Origin of the sequence: Desulfolutivibrio sulfodismutans DSM 3696, assembly GCF_013376455.1 — a bacterium.
Lineage (GTDB): Bacteria > Desulfobacterota > Desulfovibrionia > Desulfovibrionales > Desulfovibrionaceae > Desulfolutivibrio > Desulfolutivibrio sulfodismutans.
In genome coordinates, this window is sequence record NZ_CP045504.1 from 3,255,893 (window position 1) to 3,274,481 (window position 18,589).

Here is an 18,589-nt window from a genome sequence, read left to right on the forward strand (position 1 = left end):
AGGCCTGAGTCGTACGCAAAGCATTCATGATAATGCCGTCAAACCGTTCCGGCGTTTTTTTATGAGATGCGCCGCCGCTGGTTGCATGGCGAACCGGACGCGCCCGCCCGCTCATTTCCCGGCCTCCGGGTCCGGCAGGGCGTCCGGCGGCAGAAACGGGCGCAGCCGTTCGGGATTTAAGGCCTTGGCGGCCGCCTCGCGCGGATCGACCAGGCCGTTTTTCACCAGTTCGATGAGGGAGTCCTCCATGGTGCGCATCCCGAATTTCTTGCCCGTCTCCATGGCGCCTGGAATCTGGTGGATCTTGCTTTCCCGGATGAGGTTTCGGATCGCCGGGGTGGCGATGAGGATCTCCAGGGCGGCGATCCGGCCGGGCCGGTCGGCGCGGCGCACCAGCGTCTGGGAGACCACGGCCCGCAGCGACTCGGACAGGGCGGCCCGGATCTGGGCCTGGCGCTCTCCCGGGAAGGCGTCGATGATTCGGTCCACGGTTTTCGGGGCGGACATGGTGTGCAGGGTGGACAGGACCAGATGGCCGGTCTCGGCGGCCTCCAGGGCCAGTTCGATGGTCTCCAGGTCGCGCATCTCCCCCACCAGGATGATGTCCGGATCTTCCCGCAAGGCGCCGCGCAGGGCCTTTTGGAAGCTTGCGCTGTCGCGGCCGATCTCGCGCTGGTTGATGAGGCATCCGGCGGATTCATGCACGAATTCGATGGGGTCTTCGATGGTCAGGATGTGGTCCCGGCGGTTCACGTTGGCGTGTCCGAGCATGGCCGCCAGCGTGGTGGACTTTCCCGAACCCGTGGGGCCCGTGACCAGGACCAGCCCCTTTTGCAGCATGGCCAGTTCCGCAAGCAGCGGCGGGAGCCCCAGGTCGTCCAGGCTGGCCACGCGGTTTGGAATCTCCCGGAAGGCGGCGGCCATGCCGCGTTGCTGCATGAAGTAGTTGACCCGGTAGCGGGCCAGCCCCGGGGCCTCGTGGGCGAAATCGATATCCCCGATCTCCTCGAACAGCTTGATTTTTCGCTCCGGGGTGATCTCGTAGAGGAGCTTGCGCAGGCTGTCGGGATCGAAGGCGGGATATTTCACCCGTTCAAGGACCCCGTTGAGGCGGATGATGGGTTGCGAGCCGCTGGACAGGTGCAGATCCGATGCCCCCATCTCGTGCATCATTTTGAAAAAGGCGTCGATCTGGGCCATGCCGGGCCTCCGAAGGTGGCAGTGTTGGCGGGCGCGTTCCGGGCGGCCCGTGTGCAGCGCCGCAAGGCTACCAGAAAGACGGGGCGACATGGAAGACGCCGCATGGGTACGCCCCGGCTGGTATGTGTTTTCAATAAAGTGAAACGTGAACCCCCGAAAGACCCTGCCGCAGGTGGCCGGGCCGAGCTCCCCGGAACGGGGGGGATGATTTCAACAATATGAAATGATGTGCTTTTTTTGATATGCAAAAAGAGCGCATCCCTGGCACGGCTTTTGAAAAAGTCTTATCGGCGAGGCAGGGGAGTCAGATGCGGACGGACAGTCCGTCATCCGGAATCAGACGTTCAGATATCTTTCCTCCCTCAGTGCACGTGCCGATACGGACGGCGAATCCGGGGAACCCGGGACTTGATTTACGATTTTTTCGCTTTTCCGAGAAAGGCGAAATGGGCAAACGGCGAACGGACCTGGGTCCTGGACGATGGGACACGGAGTCGAGACGGGGTACAGCGTGCGGAAAGGACAGACTCCCACCTCCAGCGAAAAGCTTCTGCGCATGATTCGCGGCGCAGGGGTCACGGCCGCCGCAGGCCGGGACGAGGCCAAGTCCCGGGCCGTGGCGGCGGACACGCCGCGCGTTCGTTCCGGGGGCTTTTTGCCGTTTTGGCGTTCCCGGGTCGTGGTCGGCGTGGATGTGAGCCGCCGGGGCGTGGCCGTCGCCGCCATCCGCGGCCGGGACGGCGAGTTCGAGGTGTTGGCCCTGGAGAAGGCGGACATCGATCCCTCCCTGTCCTTTGATTCCGATGAATTTTCGCGCATCTTAGGCGCGGTGGTCTCCCGGGCCTGCCTGCGCATTCCCCATCCCGAGATTTGGTGCGCCCTGTCGTCGTCCCAGGCTGATCTGCGGCTTGTGGGCGTGCCCAAGGTGCCGTCGTCCCAGCGGGACAACGCCGTGTTCTGGACGGCCCGCAAGGAACTGTCGTTTGACGAAAAAAACGTGATCTTCGATTACGAGGACCGGGGCGAGATGGTGGAGAAGGGTGCGGTCAAAGCCGCCGTCTTCGCCCACACCATCCCCCGCGAGGTCGTGGCCAGGCGCAAGGTGGCGTTTGAGCGGGCCGGGTATGCCCTGACGGGCATGACGCTGACGGCCTTTGCGGACCAGAACGTGTTCCGATCCGGCTGCCTGCCGCCGCCTCCCGGCGGCGCGGCCACGCTGCATGTGGGGGACAACTGGTCGCGGCTGGAGATTTACCGGGACGGAAATCTGGTGTTCACCCGGGGCATCAAGGCGGCCATGACCGCCCTGGCCGGGGCAGTCCTGGAAGGGCTTGCCGAGACGGCGGCCCCTGCGCCCAGTCCGGTTTTCGAATCCCCGACGGCCCCGACGGCCCCGCCGACCTTGGCGACGCCCCTGGGGTATGAGGGGGTCGGCGAGCTGGTGCTTGACCTTGACGGCGATGGCGCAGGGCTGCCGGATGCCGGGGAGCCGAGGCTTTTGACCCTCGACCTGTCCGGAGCATCGGCAGCCTCCGAACCGCTGTCGCCGCCTCAGTCGGTCCCGGCGGATGCGGATGAGGCTGGCGCTGAGCCGCCTGTCGCCGATTCCGCCGACGGGATGGACGAGGAAGACGCCCGGGACGTGCTCATGACCCTGGTAGAGGGAAGCCCGGGTGTTGCGCCGGGTCGGCCCGGACATGGGCTGTCCGCCGAGGAGGTCATGGATCTGGCCGATCCCGCCCTGTCGCGGCTGGCCCGCCAGGTGGAGATGACGCTCAAGCATTATCGCGAGACCCTGGGCAACGATCCCGTGGGCGCGCTGTATGTGTCCGGTCCCCTGGCGGCCGCTCCGCCCTTTCTGGAGTACCTGGAAGGGCATCTGGGCATCCCCTGCGAGCCCTTCGACCCCCTTGGTGCAGCCGGGGTCAAAGCCTCCGGCGAGTCCCCCGATCCCCAGGCCATGACCCTGGCCGGGCGGTGCGCGTTCCAGCAGGCCCTGGGCGTGGCCCTGTCCCGGCCGCGCATGACCCCCAATCTTTTCGTCACCTACAAGGAACGCCGCGAGGCCCGGCGGGTGACCCTGGTGAACCAGGCCACCCTGGCCGTGTTCTGCCTGATCCTGGCCTTGATGGCTGGATTTTCGGTGTTTGAGTCGGGCCGCAACCGGGCCCGGGCCGAGGAGCTGGCGCGGATCTCCAAACAGATCGGGGACCAGGGGGTCATGGTGGATACGGCCCTTTTGAACAAGGCCGCCCAGGAAGCCACCAAAACCCAGGAGGCCATCCGGGCCTTTGCCGCAAGAAATCTGGGCCTCGGGGCCATCAGCGAACTGACCGCCCTGACCCCGCCGCAGGTCAAGCTTGTGAGCCTGACCGTGGACATGGGGCCTCCGGTGCGCCAGACCGCACCGCCTCCGGGGGCTGCCGGAAAGGCCGCCCAGGCGGCCAAGCCTGCGGTCAAGTACATCAAAAAAATCATCATCGACGGTGTGGTGGAAGGGGACAGCCAGCTTTTCGAGTCCGTATTGGCCGGATATCTGGTGAACCTGCAAAACTCCCCGCTTATCGGGGATTCGACGGTGAGCAAGCGCGACGTGGAAACCATCGGCGGCGTCCAGGCGCTGCATTTCGTGGTTTCCCTGGCGTTGGCCGGACAATGAAAGAGGAAGGCCGGACATGAACCCGCTGGGCATCGCCACTACCAAACTCCCGACCAGATCCATCATGGGCATGGTCGTGTTGTTCGTGAGCCTGATCGTTTTCGGGTCCGTGTTTGTCTATCCGGTGTTGCGCGCCTCTGCCCGCCTGGGCGGGGAGATTGCCCGGGAAAAGGCCCGGCTTGAGGAGCAGCAGGCCCTGATCGGCTTCTATACGGAATTTAAGAAGCTCGTGGACCAGGGGATGGCCGAAAACCTGCCCCCGGCCAAAGCCGTGCCCCTGCCCCTGTCCCGGGTGTCGGGCGTGTCGGGACTTTTCGAGACCTGCGCGGCCGCATCGGGCATCGAGGCCGTCTCCATCACCCCCGACCCCGATTCCCTGGCCAGGGGCGCCAAAAGCCTGTCCGTGCGGGTGACGCTTCGGGGCGAACCCGAAAAATTCAGGGATTTTTTGGTGGAGATGGGGCGGCTGGCGTCCCTGGAAACTGTTGAAAATATCCGCATCCAACGTGTTTCCGAGGGCTTCGACTATCAGGTCGTGGCCTGGCTGGCCCTGGAGTAACGCCATGAGCACGAAGCAGGCGGGGATGTGGCGATGACCAAACGGGAGAAGATGCTGCTCGGGATCATGGGCGCGGCGGTGATCGTCGGGGGGGCCCTGTTCACCATGACCGGCGGCGGGCGCGGCGGCCTGACGAAGGGCCCGGACAAGCTCGTGACCCAGGCCAGGACCAATGCCGAGGCCCAGGCCAAGGCGGTCAAAACCGCCGGGGCCAACCCCATGGAGGCCCATGTGGCGGACATGGCCCTGCGGCCATGGAACACAAAGGTTTTTTACGAAAAGTCCCTGGACATCAAAAGCGATGCCGCGCGCGACGCGTCCATGCCGATGTACTCCGGATATGTAGAAGTGGGCGCGCTACGCCTGGCGATCATAGACGGTTACGAATACCGCGAGGGCGACGAACTGGAGACCGGGGGCTTTTTAGTCGAGCGGATCACCCCGCCGCAGGTGACCTTGCGCGGCGTCGACAACGGAAAATTCGTGCAGCTGCCGTACCAGGATCCGAGCTTTTTCGCCCAATGAGCTGAAACTCGCAGCCCCAGGGCCGCGAACCGGGAGACGACGATGGGAGTGATGACGGGCCACGACGCCACCTTGGGCCGGTTCGCGGCGATGATCGCCGCCTGCCTTCTGGCCGGGGCCTTTTTGGCGGCGGGTTGTTCCAAGCCGCCCGAAAAGGATCCCTTTTTCGATCACTGGCACGACAAGGCGGAGGCCTCCCAAGGCTATTCGCCCACGGCCGGTCCCAAGAATCTGGCGGTGGAGGCCAAACCCATCGAGTCCGCCCAGAAGACCCGGGTGTCCGAGACGGCGCTCAACGCCAAGCCCGTGGTCCTGGAGATCGGCAAGGAAAAGCGCCTGCCCACCACCCGGGTCAGCCTCAAAATGTACAACACCGATCTGGTGGCCGTGCTGCGGGCCCTGGCCCGGGCCGCCAACCAGAACATCGTGGTTTCTTCGACGCTTAGGCCCGTCGAGGTCAAGGTTCAGCCCCTTCTTCCTCCGCTCGCACCCGGACAGGGCGGCCCCGAGGGGGGCAGGGCGGCAGGCCTGCGCCTGAGCCCAAGGCCAAGGACGACAAGGCGCGTTCCGTCCTGGTCAACATCAACATCGCCGACGCCCCCTGGAACGAGGCTTTCGAGAGCATCCTGCACGCCAACGGCTTAAGCTACACCTGGGAAGGCGATATCATCCGGGTGGTTACCCTGGAGGATCTGGAAAACGACCAGAAGATGAAAGAAGTGCAGGAAAAGATCCTGGTCCAGAAGGAGAAGCTCAAGCTCGGCGATCCGCTTATGACCTGCAAGGTGGAGATCAACTACGCCGACCTGGGCGACGCGTTGGAGACGGTCCGGGTCTTTCTCGACCCCACCCGCAAGATCAAGGAGCGTCCCAAGCTGGAAAACATCCAGCGTTCCACCACGGGCTCGGGCTCTGGCTCGGGCGGGGTGGTCATTACCGGGGCCGGAAAATCCAGCTCGGATGACGAGGACACCAAGGAAGACGACGAGAAAAAGATCGGCCGCCCCGGCAAGGTGCGCGGCTACGTCACCCCGGACTACCATACCAATTCGCTCATCATCCAGGCCAGCCGGGAGGATATGGACCGCCTGCTCAAGCTCATCGCCCAGGTGGACGAGCCCAGGCCCCAGGTGGTGGTCAAGGCCATCATCATCGAGACCACCAAGGACGTGGCCCGGGAACTGGGCGTCCAATGGGGCGGCAAGCTCCAGTCCGGTTCGGGCAACACGCCGTTCACCATGACCCCGGCTGGATACATTGATCCTGCTACAAGCACCCTGACCCAGTATTACGGCACCAGCCCCAGCGGCCAGGGATTCGGCATCAACTTCCCCACGTCCGGCTCCCTGACCTCGGCGGCCACCACGGCGTCCACAGGCCTGGGCGGCAACGGCATGGGGTTAAACTTCCTGTTCGGCAACATCAACGGCAACAACCTGGAGGCCCAGCTCACGGCCATGGCCGAGAAGGGCACGGTGAACATCCTGTCCAACCCCTCCATCACCACCCTGGAGAACCGGGTGGCCTATACCTGGAACGGACGGGAGATCCCCTACGTGTCCTCCTCCCAGTACGGCACCAACGTGCAGTTCCGCAACGCCGTGCTGCTTCTGGGCATGATCCCGCACATCATCGACGGCAACCGCCTGCGCATGGATATTCTGGTCACCAACGACGAGGTGGACAACAACCAGAACAACTGGGTCCAAGGCAACCCGCCGCTGATCACCAAGGAAACCCGCACCACGCTCATCGTGGGCGACGGGGACACCATCGTCATCTCCGGCCTGACCAAGGACACGGTGGCGGATACGGCCTCGGGCATCCCCTACCTCAAGGACATCCCCGGCCTTGGCTATCTGTTTAAATCCAAGGGCGACAGCGTCACCAAGCAGGAAGTGTTGATTTTCATCACCCCCACCGTGCTTTCACCCAAGCCCCTGGCCACGGCCCCGCAACCCAGGGTGACGCAGATGGACGCCAACGCCATGGTCATGCCTTCGGATGGGCTTGATCTTGAATCCCGGCCTGGATTTTAGCCTGAGCGCAAAGGAGAACGCGACATGAGCTACCATGAGATATTGGGCCTTGATCGGGAGCCCTTCGGCAATTCCCCTGATCCGGATTTTTTCCACAACTCCCCCCGCCACGCCGAATGCCTGCGCCGCCTGGAGATCGCCGTGCGCCTCAAACGGGGCCTGTGCGTGGTCATGGGCGAGGTGGGCACGGGAAAATCCACGGTATGCCGCAGGCTTTTGCGCACCCTGAATTACGATCCGGCCATATCGGCGCATCTGTTGCTCGACCCGTGCTTTGAGGATCCCCGGGACTTCCTGGCCGCCGTGGCCGTGTCCTTCGGCATCCTGGTGGACGGCGAGGACTCGGCGGCGCGCATCCGCGAGGCCATCCAGGAGTTTTTGCTGGCTGCGGCCGCAAGCGGCGACACCACCGTGGTTTTGTGCGTGGACGAGGGCCAGAAAATCACCGGGCCGTGCCTGGAGATCCTGCGCGAGCTGCTCAATTTCGAGGTCAACACCCACAAGCTGTTGCAGATCGTGGTCTTTGCCCAAAACGAGTTTGCGGGCGCCCTGCGGTCGCGCAAAAATCTGGCCGACCGGATCAACACCCGCGTGCAGCTGAAGCCCCTGTCCTTTTCCGAGACCAAGCGCCTCATCCGCACCCGGCTGCGCCTGGCTGCCGGAGAATCCTGGAAGGATCGCGACCCGGCGCTTTTCACCCGGGCCGCGCTTTTCGCCATCCATCGCGCCTGCGGGGGCTATCCGCGCCGCATCATGCGCCTGTGCCACGCCACCCTGTTGGAAACCGTAGGCCGGGAAAAGGCCAAGGCCGGACTGGCCGAGGTTCGGGCGGCCAGGCGGACGGCGGGGGAGGGGGGCCTGTCCTGGCGCGCCGCCGCCGTGGCGGCCCTGCCCGTGGCCGCGGTTCTGGCCATGCTGGCGGGGCCCGGCCGGGAGCGGGCCGTAGAGATGCTGGATACGGGCCTTTTGCGCATGGGCGAGGCCGTGTCCAGCGTCCCGGACAGCATCCCTGGATATTATGATGCGGCGCGCCAATGGATCGCCTCCGCAGACTTTTTGCAGCGGAAGCCGTTGGCCGAATCCGGTGAGGTGAAGCCCGAGGCGGCCCCAGTCGCCGCTCCTGCTGCGGCCCCTGCCGCTGCCTCTGCCATAGCCCCGGTTGCGGCCCCAGTCGTGGCGTCCGCCACGCCCCTGGCCCCGGCCAAGTCCGCTGCCGCTGCGCCCGTCGCCGCCCCGGTGTCCGCCCCGATGGTAACTCCAGCCGCCGCCCCGGTCGTGGCCGCCGCCCCGGTCGTGGCCGCCGCCCCGGCCCCTGTCGCGTCCCCGGCCCCGGCCAAGGCTGCTGCCGCTGCCGCTGCCGCTACGCCCGTCGCCGTCCAGGCCCCTGTCGCGTCCCCGGCCCCGGTTGCGGCTTCGCCCGCAACGCCAGCCGCCGCCCCGGCCAAGGCCGCTGCCTCTGCCGTTGCGCCCGTCGCCGCCCCGGTGTCCGCCCCGATGGTAACTCCAGCCGCCACCCCGGTCATGGCCGCCGCCCAGGCCCCTGTCGCGCCCCCGGCCCCGGCCAAGGCCGCTGCCGCTGCCGCTGCGCCCGTCGCCGCCCCGGTTGCGACGCCTGTCGCGGCTGCGTCCCCGGCTGCGTCCCCTGTGGTGGCTCCTGCGGCAACCCCCGTCGCCACGCCGTCCGCGCCGTCGGCCGAAGTCCCGGCCGCGCCAAGCGTGACCCCACTTACGGCTACGGCCCATGTGGCGGCCAGCCCGGTCGTCGCCCCGACGCCCTCCGTGGCCCCTGTGGCCGTGGCGGCCCAGGCGAATCCCGTAACGCCGCCCTCCGTCTCTCCGGAGGCCTTGCGCGTCGTGCCCGCCGATCTGCCCGTGGCCGCCCTCAGGACCATCGGCGTCGAACCGGTCATCATCGAGGTGGCGACAGCGCCTGCGGCCCCCGTGGCCGTCGCCCCGGCGCCGGTCCCGGCACAGGCGGAACTCCAGGCCACGCCGCCGACGCCCGCCGTACAGGCCGCCGCCCCGGCGCAAGCCCCGGCGGCGGTCGTCGCCGCCCCTCCCCGGGTTTTGGGGGAGATGGTCATGCGCTCGGGCTGGACCCTTTCCAAGGTTGCGGCCAGACTCTACGGCAGCGGCGGCAGGCGGGTCATGAACGACGTGGCGGCAGCCAACCCGGGCATCGCCGATCTCGACCTGGTGCGTCCGGGGGCCAAGGTGGCCTTCCCGGCCCGCCAGACCGAACCCCTGCCCATGGGGGCCAGCGTGGTCCTTTTCGACCGCAAGACCGACCTCGACGCCGCCTTCGCCGCCCTGTCCGCGTTGCGCGACAGCGTGCCCCAGGCCGTCTTGTACGCCCATTATTCGCCCCGGTCAGGACTGGTCTTTGATGTGGTGCTGGACCGCTACCACGGCGACATGGCCTCGGCCCAGAAGGCGCTGGACGCGCTTCCCCATGGGGTGGCCGTGAAGGCCCAGGTGGTGGAATACCTCGACGACGTCACCGTGGCCTACAGCGTCCTGGAACCGGCTGGGGCCGGAGCGTCGGGAACGGTCAGGACCGTGGCCCAGAACGCGGCCCTGCCGCAATAACGCCACGCCGGACATCCGGGTCGGCGGCCTGGCCGTCGGCCCGGAGACCATCCAGGATGTGATGGTTTCGACAGGCGTTTCGCCCCATTCGCCAACCTGAACCAAGCCCCGGGAGCATATGATGCAGCCGCGAAAACGCCTGCGCCTTGGCGAGATGCTGGTCGCCGCCGGTCTTTTGACCGACGAACAATTGCGCCAGGCCTTGGCCGCCGGGAAAAAAAGCGGCCTCAAGCTCGGGCAGCAGCTCGTGCGCCAGGGCATGGTCAAGGAATCGGACATCGTGGAGGTCATCAGCCGCCAGATGTCCATCGAAAAGTATTCCCCGGAAAAATATCCAGTGGACTCCTCCCTGGCCGGGGTGATCCCCTCCGAACTCTCGGTCAAAAACCGCCTCGCGCCGCTTCTGCATCGCGGGCACCTGCTCAAGGTGGCCATGATCGACCCCCTGGACATCGGGGCCATCGAAGACATCGAAATTTATAAGAACTGCGAGGTGGAGCCGGTCATCTGCAGCGAGCGGGAGCTGGCCCAGCTCACCGGGGTCATCTACGGCATGAGCGCCGGGATCGAAGGGGTGCTGGAAAGCATCGAATCCATGAGCATCGACACCGAGGCCGCGCCCGAGGCGGACATGGAGGACATGCAGGTCAGTTCCCTGGAGAACATGGCCGGCGAGGCCCCGGTGGTGCGGCTGGTGAACTCGCTTTTGTCCCAGGCCGTGCGCGAAGGGGCCAGCGACGTGCACATCAGCCCCGAACGGGAATCCGTGGCTATTCGCTTTCGGGTGGACGGCAAGCTCAAACCCGTGCCCTCGCCACCCAAGCAGATGGTCATGCCCATCGTCTCGCGCATCAAGATTTTGGCCCGACTGGACATCGCCGTGACCCGCGTGCCCCAGGACGGCCGGTTCACCATCATGATGGAGCGCAAGGAGATCAACGTGCGCGTGTCCACCCTGCCCACCATCTACGGGGAGAACGTGGTCATGCGTCTTCTGGACATGAGTTCCGGCGGGCTCATGCTCTCCGACCTGGGCATGGCCGAGGACGACATGGCCAAGATCCGCCGGGTCATCAACAAGCCGCACGGCCTGTTTCTGTCCACCGGCCCCACGGGATCGGGCAAATCCACCTCGCTTTTCGCCATCCTGCGCGAGATCAACAGTCCCGACATCAATATCGTGACCCTGGAAGACCCGGTGGAATACCGCATGGACGGCATCCGGCAGGTGCAGCTCAACCGCCGGGCGGGCATGACCTTCGCCAGCGGCCTGCGCTCCATCCTGCGCCAGGATCCCGACGTGGTCATGGTGGGCGAGGTGCGCGACGGCGAGACGGCGGGCATCGCCGTGCAGGCCGCGCTCACCGGGCACCGGGTGCTGGCCACGGTGCATACCAACGACGCCGCCGGGGCCGTGGCCCGGCTCATGGACATGGGCATCGAACCCTTTCTGGTGGCCTCCACCCTGGTGGTGGCCTTCGCCCAGCGGCTGGTGCGCCGCATCTGCCCGCACTGCAAGGAGGCCTACACCCCGACCCGGGAGACGCTGCGGTTCTGGGGCCTGGAGGACGCGGGCCAGACGGAGTTCGTGCGCGGCCGGGGGTGCTTCATGTGCGGGGAGTCCGGCTATAAGGGCCGGGTGGGGATTTTCGAGATCCTGGTCATGGATACGGACATCGCGGACATGATCATCCAACACAAGTCCGCCCAGGAGATCACCCGGTTCGCCGTGGACAACGGCCGCCTGCGGCTTTTGCGCGACGACGCGCGCACCAAGATCCTGGAGGGCAAGACCACCTTCGAGGAGGCCCTTGGGGCGGTGGTGGTGTAGGACTATCGCGGCGTCAATCCTTAAGGAGTGACAATGGCGACGCTTCGCTATAACGATTATGTCGCAGCGGTGGACTACGATCCGGGAACGAAGCTTTTCCACGGCCGGGTGGTCAACGTGAATTCCGTGATTTCCTTTTACGGGGCCACGGGCGAGGAACTGGAACGCGAGTTCGCCACGAGCATGGAAACCTATTTCGAGGTCTGTCGGGAAAACGGCATTTCCCCTGACAAGCCGTATTCCGGGCGGGTGAACATCCGCCTGACCCCGGAGCTGCACCGTGATCTGGTCGCTGCGGCGCAGTCCCAGGGCAAAAGCCTGAACGCCTGGGCCGCCGAGGTGCTCAAGCAGGCGGTCTTGCACTGACGCCTGGGCGGATGACAGGACACGCGGAAAGGACGGTCGCGCCACATGGCCAAATTCGCCTACGAGGCCTACAACGACACCGGCTCCCTGATCCAGGGCGAGCTTGAGGCCGATTCCGGCGACGCGGCCACGGCCCGTCTGGCGGCCATGGGCTACATCCCGGTCGCCGTGCGCCGGGGCGGCGCGGCCAAGGGGGACTCGGGCGAGGGCGGCCTGTCCGGCCTGGAGATGGCGCTGACCCGGGTCAAGTCCCAGGATCTGATCCTTTTCACCAAGCAGTTCCGAACCATGCTGGCCGCCGGGCTGTCCATCCTGGAGCTTTTGCGGGTGCTGGAGCAGCAGACCGAGAACAAAAAACTCAAGATGGTCTGCGCCAAGATGGGCGACGACATGCGCAAGGGCGTCTCCATCTCCGACGCCCTGGGCAAGCATCCCTCGGTGTTCTCCAAGCTGTACGTGAGCATGGTCAAGGCCGGAGAGCTGTCCGGCATGTTGCCCGAGGTGCTGGACCGGCTCATCTACATCGTAAGCCACGAAAACAAGGTCAAGACCGACATCAAAAAAGCCCTGCAATATCCCTTGACGGTGCTTATCGCCCTGGGCGGGGCGTTTTTTTTCCTCTTGACCTATGTGGTGCCGGTTTTCGCCAAGATGTTCGCCACAGCCAAGATTGAACTGCCCTGGCCTACCAAGGTGGCCATGAACATGAGTACGGCGTTGAATTCTTACTGGTATCTGTTTCTGAGTGGGCTGGCGGTGGTCGTCGGCGGGCTGTGGCTGTTTTTCCGCACCGAGCAGGGCAAGGTGGCCCGGGACGCGTTCTGGCTGAAAATACCGATCCTGGGCAGTCTGTTCGTCAAGGCCGCCATGTCGCGCTTCGCCTCCATCTTCTCCATCCTCCAGGCCAGCGGCGTGCAGGTGCTCCAGGCCTTGGACATCTTGTCGGAAACCATCGGCAACGCGGCCATCGCCAAGGAGTTCGGGCGGATCAAGGACCAGATTCGCGAGGGCCGGGGCATCTCGGGTCCGCTGCAACGGGCAAGGTACTTCACGCCCATGGTGGTGTCCATGGTGGCCATCGGCGAGGAGACCGGCGACCTGGACGCCATGCTCAAAGCCGTGTCCGAGCACTACGACGACGAGGTGGGCTACGCCGTGGGGCGGCTGGCCGACGCCATCGGTCCCATTCTCATCGTGGGGCTGGCCGGGGTGGTGGGGTTTTTCGCCCTTTCCATTTTCATGCCCATGTGGGATATGACCAAGATGGTGAAGTAGGCGGCGACCGGGGGCGAGAAGTGGCATGGATTGTGCTTGTCTGTGCGAAAGTGCAAAAAACTGGTCGGCAGGCCCGTGGTTGGGTGTGTTGGGCGGGTGAGGGTTGCTGTATCTCGGGAATTTTTTCTTTTTTTCCCGTAAAGCTGGACGGGGCGGCGTACCGGACTGCCGGGTCAGAGTGGAAACGACAATCAAATTTGTAAGGAGATGTGGCATGGAGTCGAATCACGCCGTGGAAAAAAGGGCAACCCTGGGACAACGGGGCTTCACCTTGATCGAAATTATCGCCGTGTTGGTCATCTTGGGCATTTTGGCGGCCGTGGCCGTGCCGAAGTACCTTGATTTGAGAGAGAGCGCGGCGGATGCGGTGATCGAGGGAGCCTTGGCCGCAGCCGCGTCGCAGGCGACCATTACCTACTCCTCCGAGTTGCTGAAAGGAAACGATTTGGCCGCTGCGGTGACGGAACTGGGAAACGTCGGTTCCCCTCTTGGCGATTTCACGTTCACCTATGCCGCTTCGGGCACGACGGGCATCACGGCTACCATCACCGGTGCGACCGCTAATACACCTGGCGCATCGGCTTGGAGCAACAAGTCCTCGACGGTGACTACGACACGAACGGTCACCTTTGAATAATTGCTTTGCGATGTCCTCCGGCGGAGGGCGACGTTTCTCTTCGCCGGGGGATCTGTTCGGTGGTACGTTACACCAGGTCTATCCGGCATGACCATGCGAGAGTCGGATGTGAAGCGTGCAGTAAGACATCGAGGCTTTACGCTGCTCGAGGTTGTGGCCGTCCTTGTCCTGCTCGGCATCCTGGCCTCCGTTGCCGTGGCCCGGTTCGCCGACACCAACGCCGAAACCGTGGCCGAGGCCGAAATTTTCAAGTCGCACCTGCGCTATGCCCAGCTTCGGGCCATGGGCGACATCTATCCCTGGACCGTCACCGTGGGCGGCGGCAGCTACACCCTGTCCACCACCAACCCGTCCGTCGGCGCTCCGGTGCTTCCCGGCGAGTCCGGGGCCACGCACAGCTATGACGGCGGCGTGACCGCCACAGCCGGAACCTTCACCTTCAATTGGCGCGGCCAGCCCACCACGGGCGGCGGAACCAGCGTCACCTTTGACGGCGATCCGGACGTCACCGTGACCGTCCTTTCGGAGACCGGCTTTGCGCAATAATGTTCGCCCGCGCCCGCGCGGCTTCTCCCTCATCGAAATCATCATCACCCTGGTGGTGCTGGGCATCGCCGGGGCCATGCTGGTCACGTTCATGGGGCCGGGCATCACCCGCAGTTCCGATCCGCTGCGGGCGCTGCAAAATGACGCCAGTTTGCAGGCGGTGATGGAGAACATGATTGCTGCGGCGCCGGACGTGGCGGATTTGGCGACGCTCAAAACGAGCATCGGCGCTGCGGGGTCGGACCAGACCAATGCCTACGGCATGAATACCATTGCGTATCATGTTGATCGAAACTCGCTGTGTTATCTTGATACGGGTTCCAATACCTTCACAAACACCACGGATACCAGCATCGGCATTTATCTCTGCGTCACCATTTCCCTGCCCGGCCAATCCGGCTCCAAAATTTCCTACCTTTTTACGAAATGATGACCATTGCCGCCGCCCGCCGCCAACGCGGCTTCACCCTCATTGAGATCATCGCCGCCCTGGTGCTTATGGGCATCCTGGCCGCGACGGTGTTCAATTTCATGGGGCAGGCCGTGCGGGGGTTTTTCATCGCCCGCGACGCCCTGGCGATCACCCAGAAGGCGCAGATCGCGATGAACCGGATGCGGATTGAGTTTACCTATCTGGCCAGCGTGAGCGCGTCGTCTTCGACATCGATCACGTATACCGCAGAATTTCCCAGCGGGACGGAGACGCATACCATCACCACCGCCGCCGGGCAGCTCACCTACGACGGCGTGGCCTTGGTCGACGGCGTGGGCGGATGCACTTTCGCCTACTATGATGACCCCTCAGCTGCGGCGGATACAAGTTTTGATGCAACCAACACCAAGCTGATCGGCATTACCCTGACCATGCAGGACAGCGACGGCGTCACGGCGACCTTCACCACCCGGGTGGCCCCTGGAAAAATCTAGGGGACGCCGCAACATGCCTGAAACGCATGGAGACCGGATGCCCCGCCGCACCGCAACCACCCGATTCATAGCGACAGCGCGTATCGCGCGTCGCGCCCTCCGCAGTTCCTCACGCGGCGGCGCGCTGCTCTACGTCATCGCCTCCATCGTGCTTCTTGGCGTGATCGGCGGCGGCGTGGCCTACTTTTCCTCGTCATCAAGCACCTCGCAACTGGCCGCCACCCGGGCCGAGCAGGCCTATTATGCGGCGCTGGCGGGGCAGGCGTATGTGAAGCAGCGGCATGAGGCGATGCGGACGAGCTCCGCCAGCCTGGACGCCCTCCTTGCCGACCTGGATGCGCATTCCGGCATCTATACGCTCGCCGACAATCGCCGGTTCTCGCTGACGACAAGTAAGATTGACGCCACACACTATTCCGCGACCGTGACCGGCAGCTATCTGGATGCTGCGGGAGGGGCCACGGAAAATACCGTCATCGACATGGGTTCCAGGGTATATATACCCGCGAGCAGCGGCGGGAGCACCGTTCCGGAATCGGCCCGAAAAACCCCGGTGGTGGCCAACGGGGCGACGATTGACGGCGGCGTCTCGGCCGACACCGTGACCCTGAACAACGAATCGACCGTCACCGGCGATGTCATTTCCACCACCTGGGTCGTCATCGGCAACAAGGCCGCCGTTGGCGGGGACGTCTGCGCCGGGGGGAACGTGACCCTGAACAACGAGTCGTCCGTGGGCGGCGACATCAACGCCACGGGCGATGTGTATATCGGCGCGAACAACGCCGTGGTGCAGGGCAGCGTCTATGCCGGCGGCAACGTGACCATCCAGAACGGGGCCAAGGTCATGGGCGACGTCCATGCCGGAGGCTACGTTTCCATCGGCTCCAACAACGGGTCGGTCTATGGCAGCGTCTATGCCGCAGGCGACGTGACCCTCGGAAACGCGGCCCGGGTCTATGCCAACGTGCATTCCGGCGGAAACATCAATGTCCTGTGGGGCGGAACCATCGACGGCAACGCCGTGGCGGCGGGGACCGTCTCGGTGAACGCCTGGGGCGGCAAGGTGTCCGGGTCCATCACCCAAAACGCCTCCTCGCCTCCGCGCATCAAGCCCACCGCGCCTACGGCCTGCGACGTGGTGGACGCGCCGCCGCTGCAAGTCTATTTAGCCGGTACAACGAACATCTCCGTGAGTTACGGAAACGCCAAGGACATCGCCCCGGGCTCCTATGGCAAGCTTGTCGCTTCCGGTAACAACACCATTACGCTTCATGCCGGTACCTACTCTTTCAGTTCCATGAATTTTTCCTGGGATTGCGACTGGCGGCTCGATGTGTCCGGAGGCGATATCACCATCTTCGTGGTGGGCGATGTGGCGTTTGGCGGCGAGGTGACGGTCTTGGTTTCCTCCGATGGCACGAACTATACTAACATGTGGAGCGTGGACCCGAATCTGGCGGCCCGGGTCTATTTGGAAACACACGGGAATTTTACGGCGGGACAAAGCGGCCGTTGGTTCGGCACCATACTGGCGAAGAACAATATCGCCTTCAACGGCAGTCAGACGCCCGAGGACAAGCCTACGGTGATCGGACTTCTGGCGACGGTTGACGGGGTGGTGACTTTAAGCAATAAATTTTCTAATATTCGTATCGTCTCAAATTTCGCCCAGGCGAACTGGTAGCGCCGCGTGCGCCGTATGCGCTGCATGGCTTGGCAGCAGGGCGGCGGCAAATCGATTCGGGAGTCCATCCCAAGGAAGTTGTTCTCCATCTGATGGTCGGTCGTAACGAACCTGGGGGCAACATGTCGGGCAGTCGCAAAAATGCTCTCTTTTTCAGCCTTTCCTGCCGCCACTGCCGTATGACGCAGCGCGGTTCGGCGCTTTTGTACGTCATTGCCTCCATCGTTCTGCTCGGGGTCGTTGGTGGGGGAGTGGCGTATTTTTCGTCGTCGTCGAGTCAGGCGCAACTCTCACAGACTCTCAGTGCTCAGGCATACTACCTGTCACTTTCTGGAAAAAATTACGCCAATAAGTCAAACACAACGAGTGGTTCCTTTAGTCTTCAAGAGGGCAGTTTCACGTTATCCGGTGATGCGACGGTCATGAATTCGTTGGGGACGGCCAACAGCGGGACAGGGCGCGAGGCGAATTACGACATTGCGTTCGTTCCTGATTTTTCGACACCGCCGTCGCAGAAGCCGGATCATAATATTCAAAAAGTTAATAAAACATTTTCAGGGTCAAATGTGGATCTTGAAGGTACGAGCGATGTGGTTGATATTGAAGCATACGTGGCAACTGGCGGGCAACATCAATATTGGGCGGCGTTTACCGGAATTGCTGATTCTGCACATCGAATAGCAGATGGAAGTTGTTACGTCGGATATCATGTGGCAACGATTACAGCGACAGATAGCTCTAGTATAAAAGAAGTGTATGATGATTATGGATATGTGAGTTATGATGTTCAAGTCAAGATGGGATGGCTGAAGTATCTTGATCATGCTGCTAGCGGAATTAATTTTCGATGGTATAACAACGAAGGATATGGGCTCAGTTTCCTTCGGTTTGAATCCAAGACGCAATGCGGAGATTATATTCCAAATGGAATAAAGCCAGGAACATCGAATGAGTTTAAGGACAAGATGCTCATCGTCCTTTGGGAACAGCGTGGCGGGGTGAGACGATGGCTAGGATATGCTGTTGTTGGTACGCCATATGATTATGGGACGAGACGTCCTCCAGCAAGTGAGGATCCAAAGGTCGTTGGTCAGCAAAATGATGTTGATGGTTATTTAAACGATAATGCGACACTAGTCGTTCGAGTGATGGATGTTATGCGAAGCGGTAACCGTGTAACAGAAGTACTTGCTTTTTATGGCGACGCTTCTCCGTATTATGCTCGTTCATATGATGCCGTTGCTTCAAATATTTTGCGGAGACGTTATTCTCCGGAATGGGTGGATAGTACTCTATTTCCAAAGTGGCCGTCAAATGTGCTTGTGGATAATGCCAGCGGGTACGCAGCATATTGGAATAACTCAAACACAAGTTATGATTATTTTACGCTATTGAGCACAAACCCCCAAACGCCAAGTAACGCAGTAACATTTATCATGAATTCATCGGCGACGAACGCTACGCTTTTGAGCGACGGGTGTACGGTGAGGCTTTCGGCACTTCCTTTAGCTTCTTTTCCAAATGATCGAAGAGAAATTGGTATTCATGCAATGGGAAAGTTGTATTATGATAGATGGCGCGACATTGAATATACGCTAGCATTTGATGATTTGGCAGTGCAAGTATTGGGAGAAGATGAATGAGATATACGCTAGTATTAACAGTGATATTGATGTGTGTACTCACGGGCTACGCTTCTGCCTTTGTTACTCCAAAAGATGCGGTGCGAATGGGATATAAGATTAGATA

General features: G+C 62.9%; 16 protein-coding genes. 15 read left to right on the forward strand and 1 reads right to left on the reverse strand.

Annotated features, from left to right (window positions below; all coding sequences use genetic code 11):
• Nucleotides 1-111: 111 nt before the first annotated feature.
• A complete protein-coding gene (locus GD606_RS14900) occupies nt 112-1,200 on the reverse strand; it encodes a type IV pilus twitching motility protein PilT (RefSeq protein ID WP_163301452.1) in 1,089 nt (362 codons plus the stop codon).
• Nucleotides 1,201-1,711: 511 nt separating this feature from the next.
• Between GD606_RS14900 and GD606_RS14905 the strand changes: the two genes are divergently transcribed.
• From GD606_RS14905 to GD606_RS14975, 15 genes are all read left to right on the forward strand, one after another.
• Nucleotides 1,712-3,859: a type IV pilus biogenesis protein PilM gene (locus tag GD606_RS14905; protein ID WP_163301451.1), complete on the forward strand. Its 2,148-nt coding sequence runs from the start codon at nt 1,712-1,714 to the stop codon at nt 3,857-3,859.
• A gap of 16 nt (nt 3,860-3,875) precedes the next feature.
• Nucleotides 3,876-4,418: a hypothetical protein gene (locus tag GD606_RS14910; protein WP_163301450.1), complete on the forward strand. Its 543-nt coding sequence runs from the start codon at nt 3,876-3,878 to the stop codon at nt 4,416-4,418.
• A 27-nt stretch (nt 4,419-4,445) separates the two neighbouring features.
• A complete protein-coding gene (locus GD606_RS14915; protein ID WP_163301449.1) occupies nt 4,446-4,943 on the forward strand; it encodes a general secretion pathway protein GspB in 498 nt (165 codons plus the stop codon).
• A gap of 42 nt (nt 4,944-4,985) precedes the next feature.
• Nucleotides 4,986-5,588 carry a hypothetical protein gene (locus tag GD606_RS14920; protein WP_176629313.1) on the forward strand — a complete coding sequence of 201 codons (603 nt, stop codon included), beginning with the start codon at nt 4,986-4,988 and terminating at the stop codon, nt 5,586-5,588.
• A gap of 29 nt (nt 5,589-5,617) precedes the next feature.
• Nucleotides 5,618-6,982 carry a secretin GspD/PilQ domain-containing protein gene (locus tag GD606_RS14925; protein WP_176629314.1) on the forward strand — a complete coding sequence of 455 codons (1,365 nt, stop codon included), beginning with the start codon at nt 5,618-5,620 and terminating at the stop codon, nt 6,980-6,982.
• 24 nt (nt 6,983-7,006) lie between these two features.
• Complete coding sequence (locus tag GD606_RS20620) at nt 7,007-9,571, forward strand: AAA family ATPase (protein ID WP_246298833.1); 2,565 nt, start codon at nt 7,007-7,009, stop codon at nt 9,569-9,571.
• Nucleotides 9,572-9,692: 121 nt separating this feature from the next.
• On the forward strand, nt 9,693-11,402 hold the full coding sequence (locus GD606_RS14935) for a GspE/PulE family protein (RefSeq protein WP_163301456.1): 1,710 nt from the start codon (nt 9,693-9,695) through the stop codon (nt 11,400-11,402).
• A 33-nt stretch (nt 11,403-11,435) separates the two neighbouring features.
• Entirely contained in the window at nt 11,436-11,768 is a 333-nt protein-coding gene (locus tag GD606_RS14940) for a type II toxin-antitoxin system HicB family antitoxin (protein ID WP_163301448.1), read from the forward strand.
• Nucleotides 11,769-11,813: 45 nt separating this feature from the next.
• The gene (locus GD606_RS14945) at nt 11,814-13,043 is read left to right on the forward strand and encodes a type II secretion system F family protein (protein WP_163301447.1); all 1,230 of its coding nucleotides are present in this window, start codon (nt 11,814-11,816) and stop codon (nt 13,041-13,043) included.
• A gap of 214 nt (nt 13,044-13,257) precedes the next feature.
• A complete protein-coding gene (locus GD606_RS20800) occupies nt 13,258-13,680 on the forward strand; it encodes a prepilin-type N-terminal cleavage/methylation domain-containing protein (RefSeq protein WP_281362000.1) in 423 nt (140 codons plus the stop codon).
• A gap of 108 nt (nt 13,681-13,788) precedes the next feature.
• Nucleotides 13,789-14,226, forward strand: coding sequence for a prepilin-type N-terminal cleavage/methylation domain-containing protein (locus tag GD606_RS14955; protein ID WP_163301446.1), 438 nt, complete (start codon nt 13,789-13,791; stop codon nt 14,224-14,226).
• On the forward strand, nt 14,216-14,656 hold the full coding sequence (locus GD606_RS14960) for a type II secretion system protein (RefSeq protein ID WP_163301445.1): 441 nt from the start codon (nt 14,216-14,218) through the stop codon (nt 14,654-14,656). The genes GD606_RS14955 and GD606_RS14960 overlap by 11 nt, the downstream gene beginning before the upstream one ends.
• Entirely contained in the window at nt 14,653-15,153 is a 501-nt protein-coding gene (locus tag GD606_RS14965; RefSeq protein WP_163301444.1) for a type II secretion system protein, read from the forward strand. The genes GD606_RS14960 and GD606_RS14965 overlap by 4 nt, the downstream gene beginning before the upstream one ends.
• Before the next feature lie 37 nt (nt 15,154-15,190).
• Nucleotides 15,191-16,840: a polymer-forming cytoskeletal protein gene (locus tag GD606_RS14970; protein ID WP_163301443.1), complete on the forward strand. Its 1,650-nt coding sequence runs from the start codon at nt 15,191-15,193 to the stop codon at nt 16,838-16,840.
• 92 nt (nt 16,841-16,932) lie between these two features.
• The gene (locus GD606_RS14975; protein WP_163301442.1) at nt 16,933-18,483 is read left to right on the forward strand and encodes a hypothetical protein; all 1,551 of its coding nucleotides are present in this window, start codon (nt 16,933-16,935) and stop codon (nt 18,481-18,483) included.
• Nucleotides 18,484-18,589 lie beyond the last annotated feature (106 nt).